The sequence below is a fragment of the Enterobacter sp. Lyrl_3 genome (assembly GCF_051948675.1).
In the GTDB taxonomy this organism is placed as follows: domain Bacteria; phylum Pseudomonadota; class Gammaproteobacteria; order Enterobacterales; family Enterobacteriaceae; genus Enterobacter; species Enterobacter cloacae.
The window spans coordinates 49,701-63,771 of the sequence record NZ_JAYJLI010000007.1; the positions used below are offsets into that span (position 1 = coordinate 49,701).

Here is a 14,071-nt window from a genome sequence, read left to right on the forward strand (position 1 = left end):
CGATCACTGGCTGGTGAGCGTGCGGGTTTTATACGCACCCAAATCATCCACATACATCAGCTGGTAGGTTTGGCCGCGTTTCACCGCGCTTTTTGTTGCGACGGTGAGTTGACCAAATGGCGCGACCATCGGTGATTCCTGCAATAATTTGGTTTTGCCCTGGGAAATATTGGCAACCGTAATATGGAAAGGGCTGTCATTAACGATGCGGAACTGTTTACCGCTGGCAATCAGCGTCAGTTTCCCCGTTGCGTTATCCAGCGTGCCGGTTAACGAGGCCGGGCGATAAAACATTTTGATGCGTGATTTAATCGCCAGCTGAACGGTATTCTGGTTTTGTATATTTTCCGGCTTTGGCGGAATGTCGAGCACGTTCAGGAAAAAGACCGATTCGCGATCGCCCGGTAAATTCGCAGGCAACTTTTTTATCCGCAATTGCTGACCATTATGTTCGCTGACCTTCACCACCGGTGGCGATAACAAAAAAGGAACGTTTGCCGTTTCCGGGGTGGAGTTAATATCGCCGTCATCAATCCAGGATTGCACCAGCGCAGGGGCATCACCCGTATTGATTAACTGAACAATGACCTCTTTGTTATTCTCAGGATAAAGAACACGCGTGCCATTAATCACAATATTGGCCCATGCGTTGCCCGCGCTGAGCAGCAGAGATGCCAGCATAATAATCTTACGCATATTGGTAACCTTAAATACAGGCTTCGCCGGGACGAAGCCTGATTAACTGAAATTACAGGTAGGAAATGGTGTAGGTCACGTTAGAGCTCAACGCACCGACCGTTGCAGCAGCGGCGTTGGTTTTATAGTAATAAACGTCCAGCGTCAGCGTTTCTGAATCTGGCGCCGCTGAGGTACCCATAATGCTGGTGGTGTAAGCCTGGTTCAGCGTAACCGGTGTAGATTTACCTGGTTCAACTAAGGCGAAACCGACATTACGCGCCACGCTGGCGTCGTTTTCATTAACGCTGTTATTCAGCAGGTATTTGCCGTCGGTAGAAATATTATCGGCGCTGGAGAAATACACTTTCAGCGGCGTACCGGTCGTACCTGCTGCTGGCGTACAGCCAGAGAAGGTTAACGAAATGGATTTTTTATTTTTTGTAATCAGGCCAACCGTTGTTCCGGCATCCTTAACCGAAATGGGGGAGAGGGCGACGGTCATATCCGCGCTTTTCCCGCCATTAATCGTACAGGTGGTATCGGTAATAGCACCGGTAAAGTTAATTACGCCACCCGCTGAGTTATCTGCGGCAATGGCGTGAGTAGAGGCAATGGCTGCGCCAAGCACAGATACGGTCATGATCGTTTTGAACATGATAAACTCCATAATATTTTGTTTTATCTAAAAAAGAATGTTTCCCGGCTGCGCAACACACTGTGACAGGCTTACGCGCATCGCGACCTTGAGTACGAGCCTTGACGATATTATGTTGCATCAAAAAGATACATAACAAAACATTATTCCGTTAAGATTAAAATAATGAGATTATAATCTTGCTATAACGTTCTTTTAAGGATCATAACCTAAATGCCTTCATTCGAAGGTCTTAATTAATGAATTAATAATTGTTAATTTATGAAGTTTTCTATGCGGCGTGCTCAAATAATATTTGATGACTTGACCACACCCTCTTTAGACCTATTATTGCGAGGGAAATACAGTCGTTTATAACAGTGGTGTAACAATCATATGAAGTATCTTATTGATCTCGCAATGCTTTATGAAGTGGACTCCGGTGTGATCATGATAAATGGAGAAGAGGAATCTTCCATTAAGTTATCAAATCAGGCGGCACGTTTGTTATATGAACTCATCATTAATAATGGTAAAACCCTCGACAGGGACGACCTGATTAAGAAAGTCTGGGAAGACCGGGGTTTTTCCGGCTCCTCGGTCAGTCTTAATGTTGCCATAAGTGAAATTAGAAAAGCTTTTCGGAGTTTAGGACGTGACCCGCTACTGATTAAGACCATTCGTGGAAAAGGTTTTAGTCTGGCCGCGCATATTGAACATCACACTGTCAGGCCGCCCGTGGCCGCTCCGGAAAAAATGGTGGCGGAAACCGTCGATATTGTGACGCAGCAGCGAGACCCGCCTGAAGGTTTGCGTCGTCGGGACAGCGGCTTTACCACCCTGTTCGTGATGGCACTGGTGGCAATAATGGGTATTGCCGCGCTGCTGTTCTACCAAAATATGCGCGTTGCCGATCGACCGAAGGAGTCCGATATCTATCGGCTGGGCAAAATTGACCGCTGTACGGTTTATCTTATCGATAAGAACATGTATCAGCCGCTGCAGGTCTATCTTAACCGCGCTAAAGAGGCGATCGTCCGTCAACATATCGACTGCGAACATCAGGCTGCTGATGCCTATTATTCAAAATTTAAAAAATCACAGCTGGAAAATGATTTTTTGGCCGTCTGTTATCTGCAGGATGGCGCCGATAGCTATAAAAATTGCATCTCTTACAGAAGCCTGACAGGGAGTTAAGATCATGTCGAAGAGACAGATGGGTATATTATTGGGCGTGGTACTGCTGCTTTCCGTTATCGTCATTGCCGTGCTTTACCCGAAAAGAACTCAGGAAGTGGGATTTGGCTGTCAGTCTGATACAGTTTCCAGGAAAAACTATTCAACGGGAGAGTCGACCGCCCTGTCGTTAACCACGCTGTTTCTGTTTAATGGCAGCGATATTGTCACGGTGATCCATAAAGGGGTATTCACCCGCGGCGACAAACGTTATTTGATTGACCGAAACTATGTCCTTAACGTTGAGAAAGTTGCTGGCAGTGATATTTACTATATTAAAGGAAAAAAACTGCAGAAATCTGATGATGACATTGCCCCGGATGGAATTGTCAATGAGCTGCTAATGGACAGTATCGACTTCTTTTATGTTACCCGGGTTAAAGGTCATGCCTGGCTAATTAAAGGGCTGGTATTACCAATAATGATGTGCGTGGCGGTACCCACATCCTGATATTCTGCAGAATAACCAGAATAGATGTTTATCTATTCATCAAAAAGTCTCAATTTTATTCATTATGTAACAACAAGATGCAAAAGCAGGTGGATATTTTTCATCTTTTGCTTTAAAGGGAATGAAATTTTCTGTATTGCCTCGTTATTTTTCGGGTGACTATACTTCGCCCCGAAAAAGGGGCTCCCCTTTTTTAAACATCTGGATTCTTTTTTGAAGGACTAAATAAATGAATAAACTGAACGCTATCGTTCTGGGCTCACTGCTGTCTCTTTCTGCCCTGAGCGTTGCTCATGCAGCGGAAACTACCGCTTCTGCAACCTGGCAAGCTTCTGCAACGAAAGACAGCGATTCCGATCTGGTTGTCACCCCAACACGCGCACTGAACTTCGTTTATAGCGCAAACACGAAAGCCTTTAACACCGACACCGGTCTGTTTGATGTGGCTATTCGTGGCGATCACTCTTCTGCAACCAGCTTCAAACTGGAAGCTATCGTTGATGACTCTGACAACACCCTGTTCAGCGTTGGCGGCGAAGCAACCAAACTGAAAGTGGGCGCGCGCTTTGGCGGGACCGATCTGGGCTCCATCGGTGGCACAGTGGGTACGAAGTCAACGGCATGGACTACCCTGGTTGACTCTTCAAACAACACCGGCGTCTCTTCTGGCCTGTGGAACCTGACCACCAGCGCAGGCGCGACGGCAAACACCGAAGTGACCGGCCAGGACAAGTTTGTGTTCTACGTCGATTCTGCACAGGACAGCACCGGTGCGGCGAAAGAGTTCAAAGACCTGACCAACAGCCTGTGGGAAGGTACTGTCTCCGTTGCGTTCCGCGCAACCTGGGGCTAAGAGCTGACAGTTACAGGGGCGTAAGCCCCTGTTTAGGGAAATATCATGTTTAGCCTCAAACCCATCTTCTTCTCTTTATTATTTATTTCCTCCTCCGCGCTGGCGATTAATGTTGGCAAAGTCACCACCATTATTCCTGCCGATGCGGATTCCACCGCCAAGGAATTAAAAAACGAAGCGGACAGCGTGCGCATTATTTCCATCAGCGCCCAGCGTATCAGCAGCCCGATGGATGAAGGCGTGGTGATTAATCCAGAGCAAACCGACGAGCTGCTGCTGACGCCCACGCACATGGTCATGCCCGCCGGAACCAGCAATATCGTCAAATTTTACTATCACGGTAAGGCCGACGATCGGGAGCGCTATTACCGCATTACCTTCATTGATGAAGGGGTCAGCGAAGATCTCGACAACGGCACGCAAAAGAATGGCAAAGGGATGACCCGCGCCGTGGTGAGTACCATTCTGGTGGTCCAGCCCCGGAAGAAGAACGTCGATTTCGTCTACGTGGCCGGGAAGATCACCAATAAGGGCAATACCGCGTTTCGCGTGAACGCGAGCGGAACTTGCCTGAAACCCAACCCGGAATCGCCGACCACGCCGTGCGTCAAAAACTTTTACCTGATGCCGGGCACCTCCCGCGCGATCGACGATATCAACGTAACGGACAGCCATTTTCATCTCGGAATTTGGGACCTGAAACAGTTCATTCCTGTTAAGTAAGGATGCATGGTGAAAAATAAATTAGTGTTGCCGGTGATGATGGCGTGCACATCCGGCCTCTTGCCCGCGTATGCGCATGCGGCCTCCAGCTCCGTGGTTATCGCTAATTACCGTTTTCCCGACTCGCTCTATGCCCTGCTGGAGCAGGGGATCAAAATCCCCGTTTATCTGGTCAATACCCGCCCGGGTGCAGCGCAACAGGCGGGCAGCACCGGTGACGTGAGCGAGTATGTCCGTATTGGCGACGTAACGATCTACGCAGAAGACCGGCAGCTCGGGCTGCGCGATGTCCAGGTCCAGGAGTCAGACAACGGTATTCGCCTGTCAAAAGAGATGCGGACGCTGCTGCAAAGCATCAACGGCAAGCAGTTTGACGACCATATGCGTATTCCGGTGAGCGCCGGGTCGGCGTTCGAGCTGGATCAGAAAAAAATGCGCCTGCTGCTGAACCTCTCCCAACGTGACTACGGGGTCAATATTCGTCCGCGTGAGGTGGATATCGATGCCCCTGAATCAGACGATCTGAGCGGCACGCTCTCCTATAACCTGGGGGCGTATCACACCGAGAGCGGCTACGGCGACAGCTGGTCATCCGGCTATCTCAACGCCAAAAGCTGGGTCTCGATGGGGGTCGATCACCTGCTGGTCGATGGCTCGGGCTACGTTAACGAGAACAGCAGCGACACCCAGATGAACGCGGTCATGTGGGAACGTGACTATCAGGGCATGCGCTACGCCGCCGGGATGTTGAACGGCTGGGCGATGCAGTCTCTCGCCAGCGTCAGCGGGATCTCCGGCGGAGAGGTGTACGGCGTCTCCGTGGGGAACCAGGCCAACTCGCGTAAGCGGGACAATACCCTCTCCCTGACGCCGATCGTGGTCTATTTCCCGACCGCCGGAGAAGCCCGCATTCGTCGTGACGGCCAGCTTATTGGTATTCAGCGCTTTGACGTGGGTAACCACGAAATCGACACCAGCGCGCTGCCCTACGGGATTTACAGCGTGGAAGTCGAGGTGGTCAGCGGCAGCCGCACCGTGTCACGGAGCATGTACACCGTGAACAAACCTTTCACCAACAACGTGTCGGAATCGCTGCGCTGGCAGACGTGGGGCGGGATTTATAGCCGCGACAAATCCGTCGTCAACTATAAGAAGTACGCCAAACGGAAAAACGAGCAGGACAACAGCTACTACTACGATTACGACACCAAACATAAAGACACCATGTCGCTGGTCGGCGCCTCCTTCAGCAAGCGCAGCGGGATGGTCGACTGGAACGCCTCCGGCTATATGATGCGCGAACACGTGGTCAGTGAACTGTGGGCCTCCCTGAACCTGACCGGGTACTTCTCGGTGAATACCCAGACGATGGCCGCCTCTGACGGAACGTACCGCGCCAACTACGGGGCTAACGTCAGCCTGCCGTGGAATATCGGTTCGGTCTGGTACTCGCATGAGCAGCTCTCCAGCGGCAAGTTCCTTGATATCTATGAAAACAAAGGCAACACGTGGGGGGCATCGTTCAGCCTGCCGTCGTTTGGCCTGCCGTCCGCCGGCAACCTGAGCCTGATGCGACAGGAAGACGACGTATACCGCTATAAACGCTATCAGGTTGACTACTCCCAGGGGCTGTATGCCGGTCGTTATGGTACGGCGCGCCTGCGGGTGGGGATGTCGCGTAATAAATACGAAGGCTATTACGAAGAGAAAGACCGCTACGTGATGCTCGATTTCTCGATCCCGCTGGGTAACACCGTCTCGGTGGGCGTTTCCCATAACCGCGATACCGGCACGGCGCTTAACGTCAGCGCCAGCCGCCAGTTCGAAGGAGATTACCTGAAGTCGGTTACCGCCAACGTTTCACGAGCTTTCAGCAGCAACCAGGATCGCACCGTGAGCGGCGGGGGCAGCGTGAGCTTCGACACGCCGTGGAACAGCAACATTCTGAGCGTGCAGAGCGGCACCAGCAAAGGCTGGAACTCCACGCTGACCAGCGACGGCAGCGTGGGCTGGTCGAAAGAGGCGGTTGCGGCCGGTAAAGGCACCCACAGCGCAGGGGTGATCGTCAGTACCGGGCTTAAGTCCGACGAGTCGCTCACGCTGAAGCTCAACGGCCGCACGGAGCGCATCAAGGGCGATAAAACCTGGCTGTCGTTACCGGCCTATCAGGCCTATGACCTGGAGGTCATGAACAGTGAAACCGGCACCGAAAGCTATGACATTGGCGCAAATGCCCGTCGTCATATCACGGTTTACCCAGGGAACACGGTGGTGATGAAGCCGCAGGTGAAAAAAATCGTCACCCTGTTTGGCCGCCTTGTTGATGCCAACGGTAATCCGGTGAGCGCCACGCAAATCAAAAACCACGTGGGTCTGACCCGCACCGAAAACGACGGTCGCTTCGTGATTGACGTGGACAAGAACAATCCGGTGCTCAGCATTGCCACGCCGGACGACAGCGTCTGCGAGGTGCGTCTGGATATTGCGTCCAACCGTGGCGCGCTGTGGCTTGGGGACATCTCCTGCGATAAAGGCGATTTCGTCTGGCAGGAAGCAAAAGGAACACGGGAACGTGACGATGAAAAAGATATTCGCTCTTAATCTGCTGCTGATAAGCGCGGCGGCGCAGGCGCAGCAGATGCCCTATTTCGCGATCAACAACCCGGACAACAACGGGACGGGCAACACGGCGGCGCTGTTCAGTCTGAACAGCACCTCCACCGCGTTTTTACACGGCTCGCGGGAGTGGCCCACCCTGAGTGCCAAAACCAACAACGGGATTGCCACCTATATTCCGGACAACAGTTTTAACGGCCCGGCAGGCAGCCCGCTGACCATCAACTTCAGCGTCACTGGCTCCAGCGCCTCGCCGTTCTTTAAGGGCACCGCGTGTTCGTCAAGCTGTGGTACCACGGGCTATACCGCGACGACCAGCTATACCGACACGTCCATGGTGGTGAAACCGCCGGTCATTGAGCCGGGCACCGCTTATGGCCGCTGGGTGCTGGGGGATCCGTTCTTTGATTATCTGCTCAATGCTGCACCTGGCAACGAGGTGACGATTACCTCCACGCCGCAGATCTCCTCTATCGGCAAGGTCACCACCACCAACACGCTGCATAAGGTCGGCACATTGACCATGACCAACTCGCGGGCGCTGGATCTGGGCATTGACCCGATCAGCGGCGAGGTGACCATTGTGGATGGTTCAACCGGGGCGACGTGTACTAAATACACCCGCAATACGGTGTCGGGTGTGCTTTGCGAACTGCTGGAATACACCTTTGTCGGGGAAGATATCACCGGCTACAACCCGGGGCTGGCGCTGACCTCGTCCCGCGTGAACGGCGTGCTGCAATCGCACATGAACGGGGGGACGGGGCTGGCGGCGGAAATCACCTTCGATGAGAGCAACTGGTACAGCATCTCCGGCGGCATCCTGAGCGACACGCGCGTGCTGGCGAATACCTTCCTCGCGGCGCCGCAAAAAAACGGCGGCAAGGCGTACCTGAAAATCTTCCTCCCGAAGGCGCTGATTTTGAGCGTGGCGCAGGCGGGGGATGGCAACAACATCGGCAATATCGTCAGCCTGTGCCTGACGCCGGGTAACAGCTCGCTGGCGGCGGATTTCTGCTTCCAGCCGGGGGGCGGGCTGGTGATTGACCCTATCCAGCCAGGCCTTGCGATCGTGCCGGATAACCCGGATTACACGCTCGACCCTAACGGCCTGGGCGGTTCCGGGAAAGGCACGATTGGCGAGGGGCCGATAGAGATCCCCTACACCATTACCTACAGCGGCGCGCAAAAAGATGCCGCGATTGCGGTCACGGTGAAGGTCACCGGGCCGACGCAGAGTCTGAACGGCGTGGACTACTGTGCCTTTAGCGGTAACGGCTTCACGGTGCCTGTCCCCGGTAACGTGCTGCTGGGCAAAAGCCAAACGCTGAAGGCGCATAACTGCAAAGGCGAGGCGCTGTCCATTCCCGCACCCGCCACCCATGCGGAAGAGTGGGACAAGATAAGCTCAGGCGTGACGGACATGTGGCTGTGGAAAACCCCGCTGGTATTGCAGTTTGTGATGAATAACCCGGTATCGAAAACCACCTATGACGGTAATACGTGGTTTGGTGAAGTGACGGCTCAGGGTCGAATTGATGTCAGTGCATCCTGGAATTAAACGTGTATGACTGGAAAATTCCTGGCTATTTTCGCAATAAATTGCTTCATTTCCGCAAGCGCAAATGCTTTAATTATTGAAAATCTAAATATTGATTTTCTACCTGAAAAAGAAGTTGTTTTTCAGCCAATAAAAAACGATACCAGCGTACGGCAGAATTATACTGTTTCGCTTATTCAGGTTGATGTCCCAAAAGAACACGGGAAAGAGACTGAAATAAAAGATGGCGAGGTGATGTTCTCGCCAAAACAGTTAACTCTGGAGAGCGGCGAGCGGGCCGGGTTTAAGTTTTATTATACCGGCCCGCACGACAGCAAAGAACGCTATTATCGCGTTAAATTCACCGAGACGCCGCTTCAGGCGCGGGTTGTGATGAGCAAAGGCCAACGCATTCAGTCGGATGTGGTGGTTTCGCTTGAGGCTATTTTAATTGTCCGACCATGGACAAGGCATTTTGATTATACGTTTAGTAACGGGGTGGTGAGTAATACCGGGAATACCTGGTTTAAATATGTCTCTTCTCAGGGATGTAGCTCACAATATAATGACTCAAAATATCTTCCACCGGGTCAACGGCTGGAAATAGATAATTACGCGCAGCCCGCAAGGCGGATGATTATTTATGGAAATAAAATCATTCCGCTTACGCGCTGCCCGTAACAACCGCTTTCCTTCATAAAAGGAAATTATCCTTTGGCGCAAGCTGAAGATTTACAACTACAGGAGAATAAAATGAAAGCGATTTCATTCGTAGAAGCGAAAGATATTATCGGTGGTGCATTAAACCCATTCGCTGGCCTCGTTAAAGGTGCACAGCTGGGTTATGACACCGGTGCAAGCATCATGGGCATGGTAGGCGGCGTGGTTGGCGGAATTCTGGGTGGCGCAATGGGCTTCCTGGGTGCGCTGGTTGGCAGCTACAACTAATTCAACGAACAGGAAGACAATCATGCAAGTTATCGATTTCAAAAAAGCACAGGCCATCATCGGTGGCTGGGATCCGTTTGCTGCTGCCCTTCAGGGCGCGAGCGCAGGCTATAACGCAGGCAGCCAGATGTTAGGCGCGCTGGGCGGCACCATCGGTGGTGTGTTTGGCCTGGTGGGCGGCTTCATCGGCGGCTTCTTCAGCGCATAAGTTATCGACCTATGCTTATGGCCCGCTTTGCCGGGCCATTTTTTTATTTCAGCCACGGATAATTATGTTTTCGCTTTTTCAGTATAAAAAAAAGGGTAAGACACCCGTTATTCGCCAGCATGAATATACCGAATGTGGGCTGGCCTGCCTGGCGATGGTGCTGGGGCACTATGAACACCACGTCTCCGTCAGCCAGCTGCGCAGGGAGCTTACCGTCTCTGCCGACGCGGGCACTTCGATGGCGGAACTCATGACCCTCGCCAGCGATAAAAATATGACGGGCCGGGTGCTCAAGGGCGAAATCACTGAAATTGAAAGTGCCGAACTGCCGCTCATCGCCTTCTGGCGCGGCAATCATTTCGTGGTGATCGTGAAGGTTGACGGGCGCAGCGTAACGGTCCACGACCCGGCCAGCGGCGTGCGTCGCTACAGCCTCAAGGAGGCGCAAAAACTCTTTTCCGGCTACGTGCTGGAGCTGAAGCCGACGCCGCGCTTCGACAAAAAATCCCCTGACGAGACGCTCACGCTGGGGCGGCTGGCCAATAAATCCCCGAGCTTATTTCAGCGGCAGGTGCTGCTGTTTGTGCTCTCGATTTTTACCCTCATCACCATGCTGGCCAGCCCCACTTACGTGCAGCTGATCATGGATGAGGCCATCTCGCGCAACGACAACGATCTGGTGATCTTACTCACCGCCATTTTCGCTATCGTCTTTATTTTTGAAGTCGTAGGTAAGTTCCTCAAGCAACTGCTTGAGATCCTGATGCGTAACATCGCCTATGACGACCTCAGCCAGTCGGTTCGCCGCTATATGCTGCGTACCCAGACCGGCTGGTTCCGCAGCCGTCCGCCGGGCATTGTGCTGGCGATTGAAAAATCGCTGCATGCCTGTGCGGAGTTCATCAGCAATGGCTATGTGCAGATCCTCTTTTCCAGCTTGATCGCCTTCACCAGCCTGCTGTTTATGCTGCTGTATAACGTGAAAATCGCCGTGCTGACGATGCTGCTGATGGGGGTGTTCTTCCTGATCCGCTTTTCGCTGATCGGCCCTTACCAGCGCGCGGTGGACGACTCCATCGAGCGCACCGCAAAGTATGAATCGCTGCTGGTGGAGACGCAGAAGGGGATCATCACCCTGAAGGCCAACAACATGGAGCAGGCCCGGGACGCGGTGATGGACAAATCCCAGCGTGAGCACATCGCCGGGCTGATGCGCAAAGAGCGCCTGCTGGCCCGCTTTGATGTTGCCTCGCTGCTGGTGATCAACGCCGAGCAGCTGCTGGTGGTCTGCTTCGGCGCGTGGCTTATTCTGGAAGGGCAGATGAGTATCGGGATGCTCTATGCCTACATCAGCTACAAACGCTATTTCTCCGACGCGATGGTACAGGTGGCGCAAAAGCTGCTGGACAAAAATGCGCTGAAAGGGCCGCTGGATCGCGTGGGCGACCTGCTGTTTGCCCCCTCTGAAGCCAGCCAGTTTGGCCGGAAGATTGTGACTTCACCCGTCAGTCTGGCCTTTGAGGATGTCTCTTTTGCTTATCCGGGACGTGAGGCGACCCTGCAGCACATCAACATGACGCTCAAGCAGGGCGAAGAGGCGGTGATTGTCGGCCAGAGCGGCTCCGGGAAAACCACACTGCTGCGTCTGATCTCCGGGATGTTGCTCTCCACATCGGGCAGTTTGCGGATCAATGCGATCCCGATCACCGAGTGCGATCTCTCCTCTCTGCGCCAGCATATTCGCATTGTGCATGCGGACGATATTCTCTTTACCGGCTCCATTCTGGATAACCTCTCCTGCTTTGATAGCGCGCCGGACAAAGAGCGGGTGATTGCTGCCTGCCGGCTGGCGGAGATTGACCACGTGGTTGCGCGTCTGCCGCACGGATACGAAACGGAGCTGCTGCCGGGAAATACCTTTTTCTCCGCCGGCGAGATGCAGCGTCTGGTGCTGGCGCGCGCCCTATACAGCCAGCCGAAGCTGCTGCTGTGCGATGAAGTGACGGCAAACCTCGATAAAACCACGGCGCAGAAGGTGCTGGCGAACCTGCGTGGCCTGGGGATTGGCCTGGTGTTTGTCACCCACTCGCCGGAGGTGGTGGGCTGTCACGGACGGCTCTACACCATGGAAAACGGCACGCTGCGGGAGAGTGAGCAATGATGTTTCTGCCCCGTCTCTACGCCCGACTTTGCGCCCGGCAGGCCGGACGCACGCTGCTCGCAAGCCGGATCACGCAAAACTACAGCCAGTTTATGCGCTGCCCGGAGGCTGACGTCCCACCCGATTTTTTGCGCCAGAACGCCCTGGAGATGAGCGGCTTTCATTTTGTCGAGCAGATCTTCCCGCCCGCGCTGTGGCGGCGCAACGTGCGTTTCGATCTCCACGCCCGGGTGGCGGCATTTACCCGCGAGCAGGATTTCTATTCTCAGCCCCGCACCCTGCTGCTGGGCATGCGCTGGGCCGGATTTGGCCTGATCGCGGATGCGCTGCTCGCCACCGCGCCAGACGACGTGCGCTTTCAGTTTGTTACCCGCCTTCCCGCGCTGCACAAGCTGATGGCGGCACACGAGGAGCGGCGGGCAGGGGCGTTTTTTACCCCGCACCGGCTGGTGACCGTGCTGCTGGTGGATGAGCGCCTCCCGGATGCGCCGCTGTTCATGACCCAGGCGGGCGACCAGAAAGCGTGGTTAACGGACGTGTCGACGCGCTTTTTAACGCGCTACGGATACGTGATTCGTACGCTACTGCCCGGCTGCTCGCTGCACTCGGCGGAATTTGCGCTGGAGAGCCAGACCTATGCCCCTGCGGAGTACCGTCAGGCCGCCACCGCCACGCTGAACGCGTTGCGTAAAACCCCCACGCTCTGGAGTGCATGGGACGATCTTTCAGTGATTTATCATGGATGACATGTCGTGAAATTAAGAAACCGAAACCGACAACGTCGGGCGCTGATCCCGCACCATTTTTCAAAGAGCTACGAGATCAACGCCCCGCGGCTGAAAGGCGTGTTAACGCTGTTTATCTCCTTTTTTCTCTGTCTGCTGGTCTTTTCGATCGTCTTTAACTTTTCGGAAACCACGCTGGCGCGCGGGGTGCTGATCCCGGCCCAGGGGGATGTGGAAGTGCGTGCCAGAGAGTCCGGCACCATCGTGGATTTTGCCGTACGTCCAGGCCAGTACGTGAAAGAGAATGACCCGCTTTTTACCGTGTCGCAGGACTACGGCGGCAAGCAGGGCTCGGTGGTGCAGTTCGATCGCCAGCAGATGGAGGCGGAGAAAAAGCGCAGCGAGCAGCGCGTGCAGACCATTGAAGATTCTATCGCTACGTACCGGAAAAACCTGGCGCAGCAGCTGGATATTGCCGACCGGCAGATTGTGGTGTCCCGCGACAAAGTGAAAAAGCTGCGTGCGTTGCTCAAAAACAGCACCGATACCTATGAGGCGTGGAAAGCGATATCCGGGAAAGGCTATGTGTCGAAGGTCGATCTGGATAAAAGCCACAACGACGTGCTCAACGCGCAGCTTAACCTGACGCTGGAGGAGAGCAGTATCCTCGATCTGGAGGCGCGCAAAACCAGCCTGACCGACAGCACTCAGTCGCAAATCGACTCCCTGAGCCAGGAGCTGCTGTACGTGAAAAACCGGATCAGCGAAATTGACCGCAACCTCTCCAGCCGGGGCAGCTCTACGATGGCCATGCTGGCCCCTGCCGATGGCTACGTGGTAGCGATCAACTTCCCGCCGGGCCGGGCCATTACGCAAAACAGCGAGGTGGTGGTGGTGATCCGTAAAAACACCGCCGCGTCGATGGAGGGGTACCTCTATGTGCCAGCTACGGGCGTGGGCCGGGTGGCGAAAGGGGATAAGGTGAAGCTGCGCTTTGACTCCTGGCCGGTGGATAAATATGGCTCGGTGGAGGCCACCCTGTCTGATTTTTACGAGGTGAATATTGATGCGCATTCGGCGCTTATCCCGCTGCAGGAGGGGCAGAACTACTATCTTGCCAAGGTGCGGGTGCCTTCCTGGTTTACCGATCCGGACAACAAAAAGCGTCTGCTGATGGGCGGGATGACGGTTAACGCCGATATCGTTATCGATCGCAAACCGCTTATCAATCTGCTGATTGCGCCGCTGGAGCGGGTGCGTAAACGGTTTATCGATTGACCCGATTTCATCGTTCATCG

At 54.0% G+C, this 14,071-nt stretch carries 14 protein-coding genes; 12 read left to right on the forward strand and 2 right to left on the reverse strand.

What is annotated here, in order from left to right; all coding sequences use genetic code 11:
• Positions 1–3: 3 nt before the first annotated feature.
• On the reverse strand, positions 4–696 hold the full coding sequence (locus tag VF709_RS14435) for a fimbrial biogenesis chaperone (protein WP_045901865.1): 693 nt from the start codon (positions 694–696) through the stop codon (positions 4–6).
• 52 nt (positions 697–748) lie between these two features.
• The gene (locus VF709_RS14440) at positions 749–1,333 is read right to left on the reverse strand and encodes a fimbrial protein (protein ID WP_013094838.1); all 585 of its coding nucleotides are present in this window, start codon (positions 1,331–1,333) and stop codon (positions 749–751) included.
• A gap of 375 nt (positions 1,334–1,708) precedes the next feature.
• On the opposite strand from VF709_RS14440, the gene VF709_RS14445 reads away from it, so the two are divergent.
• From VF709_RS14445 to VF709_RS14500, 12 genes are all read left to right on the forward strand, one after another.
• Positions 1,709–2,509 (forward strand): winged helix-turn-helix domain-containing protein, encoded by an 801-nt coding sequence (locus VF709_RS14445; protein WP_149896764.1) that lies wholly within the window; start codon positions 1,709–1,711, stop codon positions 2,507–2,509.
• Between the two features lie 4 nt (positions 2,510–2,513).
• The gene (locus VF709_RS14450) at positions 2,514–2,999 is read left to right on the forward strand and encodes a hypothetical protein (protein ID WP_013094840.1); all 486 of its coding nucleotides are present in this window, start codon (positions 2,514–2,516) and stop codon (positions 2,997–2,999) included.
• 229 nt (positions 3,000–3,228) lie between these two features.
• A complete protein-coding gene (locus VF709_RS14455; RefSeq protein ID WP_013094841.1) occupies positions 3,229–3,852 on the forward strand; it encodes a common pilus major fimbrillin subunit EcpA in 624 nt (207 codons plus the stop codon).
• 45 nt (positions 3,853–3,897) lie between these two features.
• Entirely contained in the window at positions 3,898–4,575 is a 678-nt protein-coding gene (locus VF709_RS14460) for a fimbria/pilus periplasmic chaperone (RefSeq protein WP_440231826.1), read from the forward strand.
• A gap of 6 nt (positions 4,576–4,581) precedes the next feature.
• Positions 4,582–7,176, forward strand: coding sequence for a CS1-pili formation C-terminal domain-containing protein (locus VF709_RS14465; RefSeq protein WP_013094843.1), 2,595 nt, complete (start codon positions 4,582–4,584; stop codon positions 7,174–7,176).
• Positions 7,154–8,752 (forward strand): hypothetical protein, encoded by a 1,599-nt coding sequence (locus VF709_RS14470; RefSeq protein WP_038982468.1) that lies wholly within the window; start codon positions 7,154–7,156, stop codon positions 8,750–8,752. The genes VF709_RS14465 and VF709_RS14470 overlap by 23 nt, the downstream gene beginning before the upstream one ends.
• 6 nt (positions 8,753–8,758) lie before the next feature.
• Positions 8,759–9,412 (forward strand): hypothetical protein, encoded by a 654-nt coding sequence (locus VF709_RS14475; protein ID WP_013094845.1) that lies wholly within the window; start codon positions 8,759–8,761, stop codon positions 9,410–9,412.
• A 72-nt stretch (positions 9,413–9,484) separates the two neighbouring features.
• Positions 9,485–9,679, forward strand: a complete 195-nt coding sequence (locus tag VF709_RS14480; RefSeq protein ID WP_013094846.1) for a hypothetical protein — start codon at positions 9,485–9,487, stop codon at positions 9,677–9,679.
• A 22-nt stretch (positions 9,680–9,701) separates the two neighbouring features.
• Positions 9,702–9,887, forward strand: coding sequence for a hypothetical protein (locus VF709_RS14485; RefSeq protein WP_013094847.1), 186 nt, complete (start codon positions 9,702–9,704; stop codon positions 9,885–9,887).
• A 64-nt stretch (positions 9,888–9,951) separates the two neighbouring features.
• Complete coding sequence (locus VF709_RS14490) at positions 9,952–12,048, forward strand: peptidase domain-containing ABC transporter (RefSeq protein WP_058650567.1); 2,097 nt, start codon at positions 9,952–9,954, stop codon at positions 12,046–12,048.
• A complete protein-coding gene (locus tag VF709_RS14495) occupies positions 12,045–12,794 on the forward strand; it encodes a hypothetical protein (RefSeq protein ID WP_040021068.1) in 750 nt (249 codons plus the stop codon). Before VF709_RS14490 ends, VF709_RS14495 begins: the two co-directional genes overlap by 4 nt.
• Before the next feature lie 6 nt (positions 12,795–12,800).
• Complete coding sequence (locus VF709_RS14500; RefSeq protein ID WP_013094850.1) at positions 12,801–14,051, forward strand: HlyD family secretion protein; 1,251 nt, start codon at positions 12,801–12,803, stop codon at positions 14,049–14,051.
• The last annotated feature ends 20 nt before the right edge of the window (positions 14,052–14,071 follow it).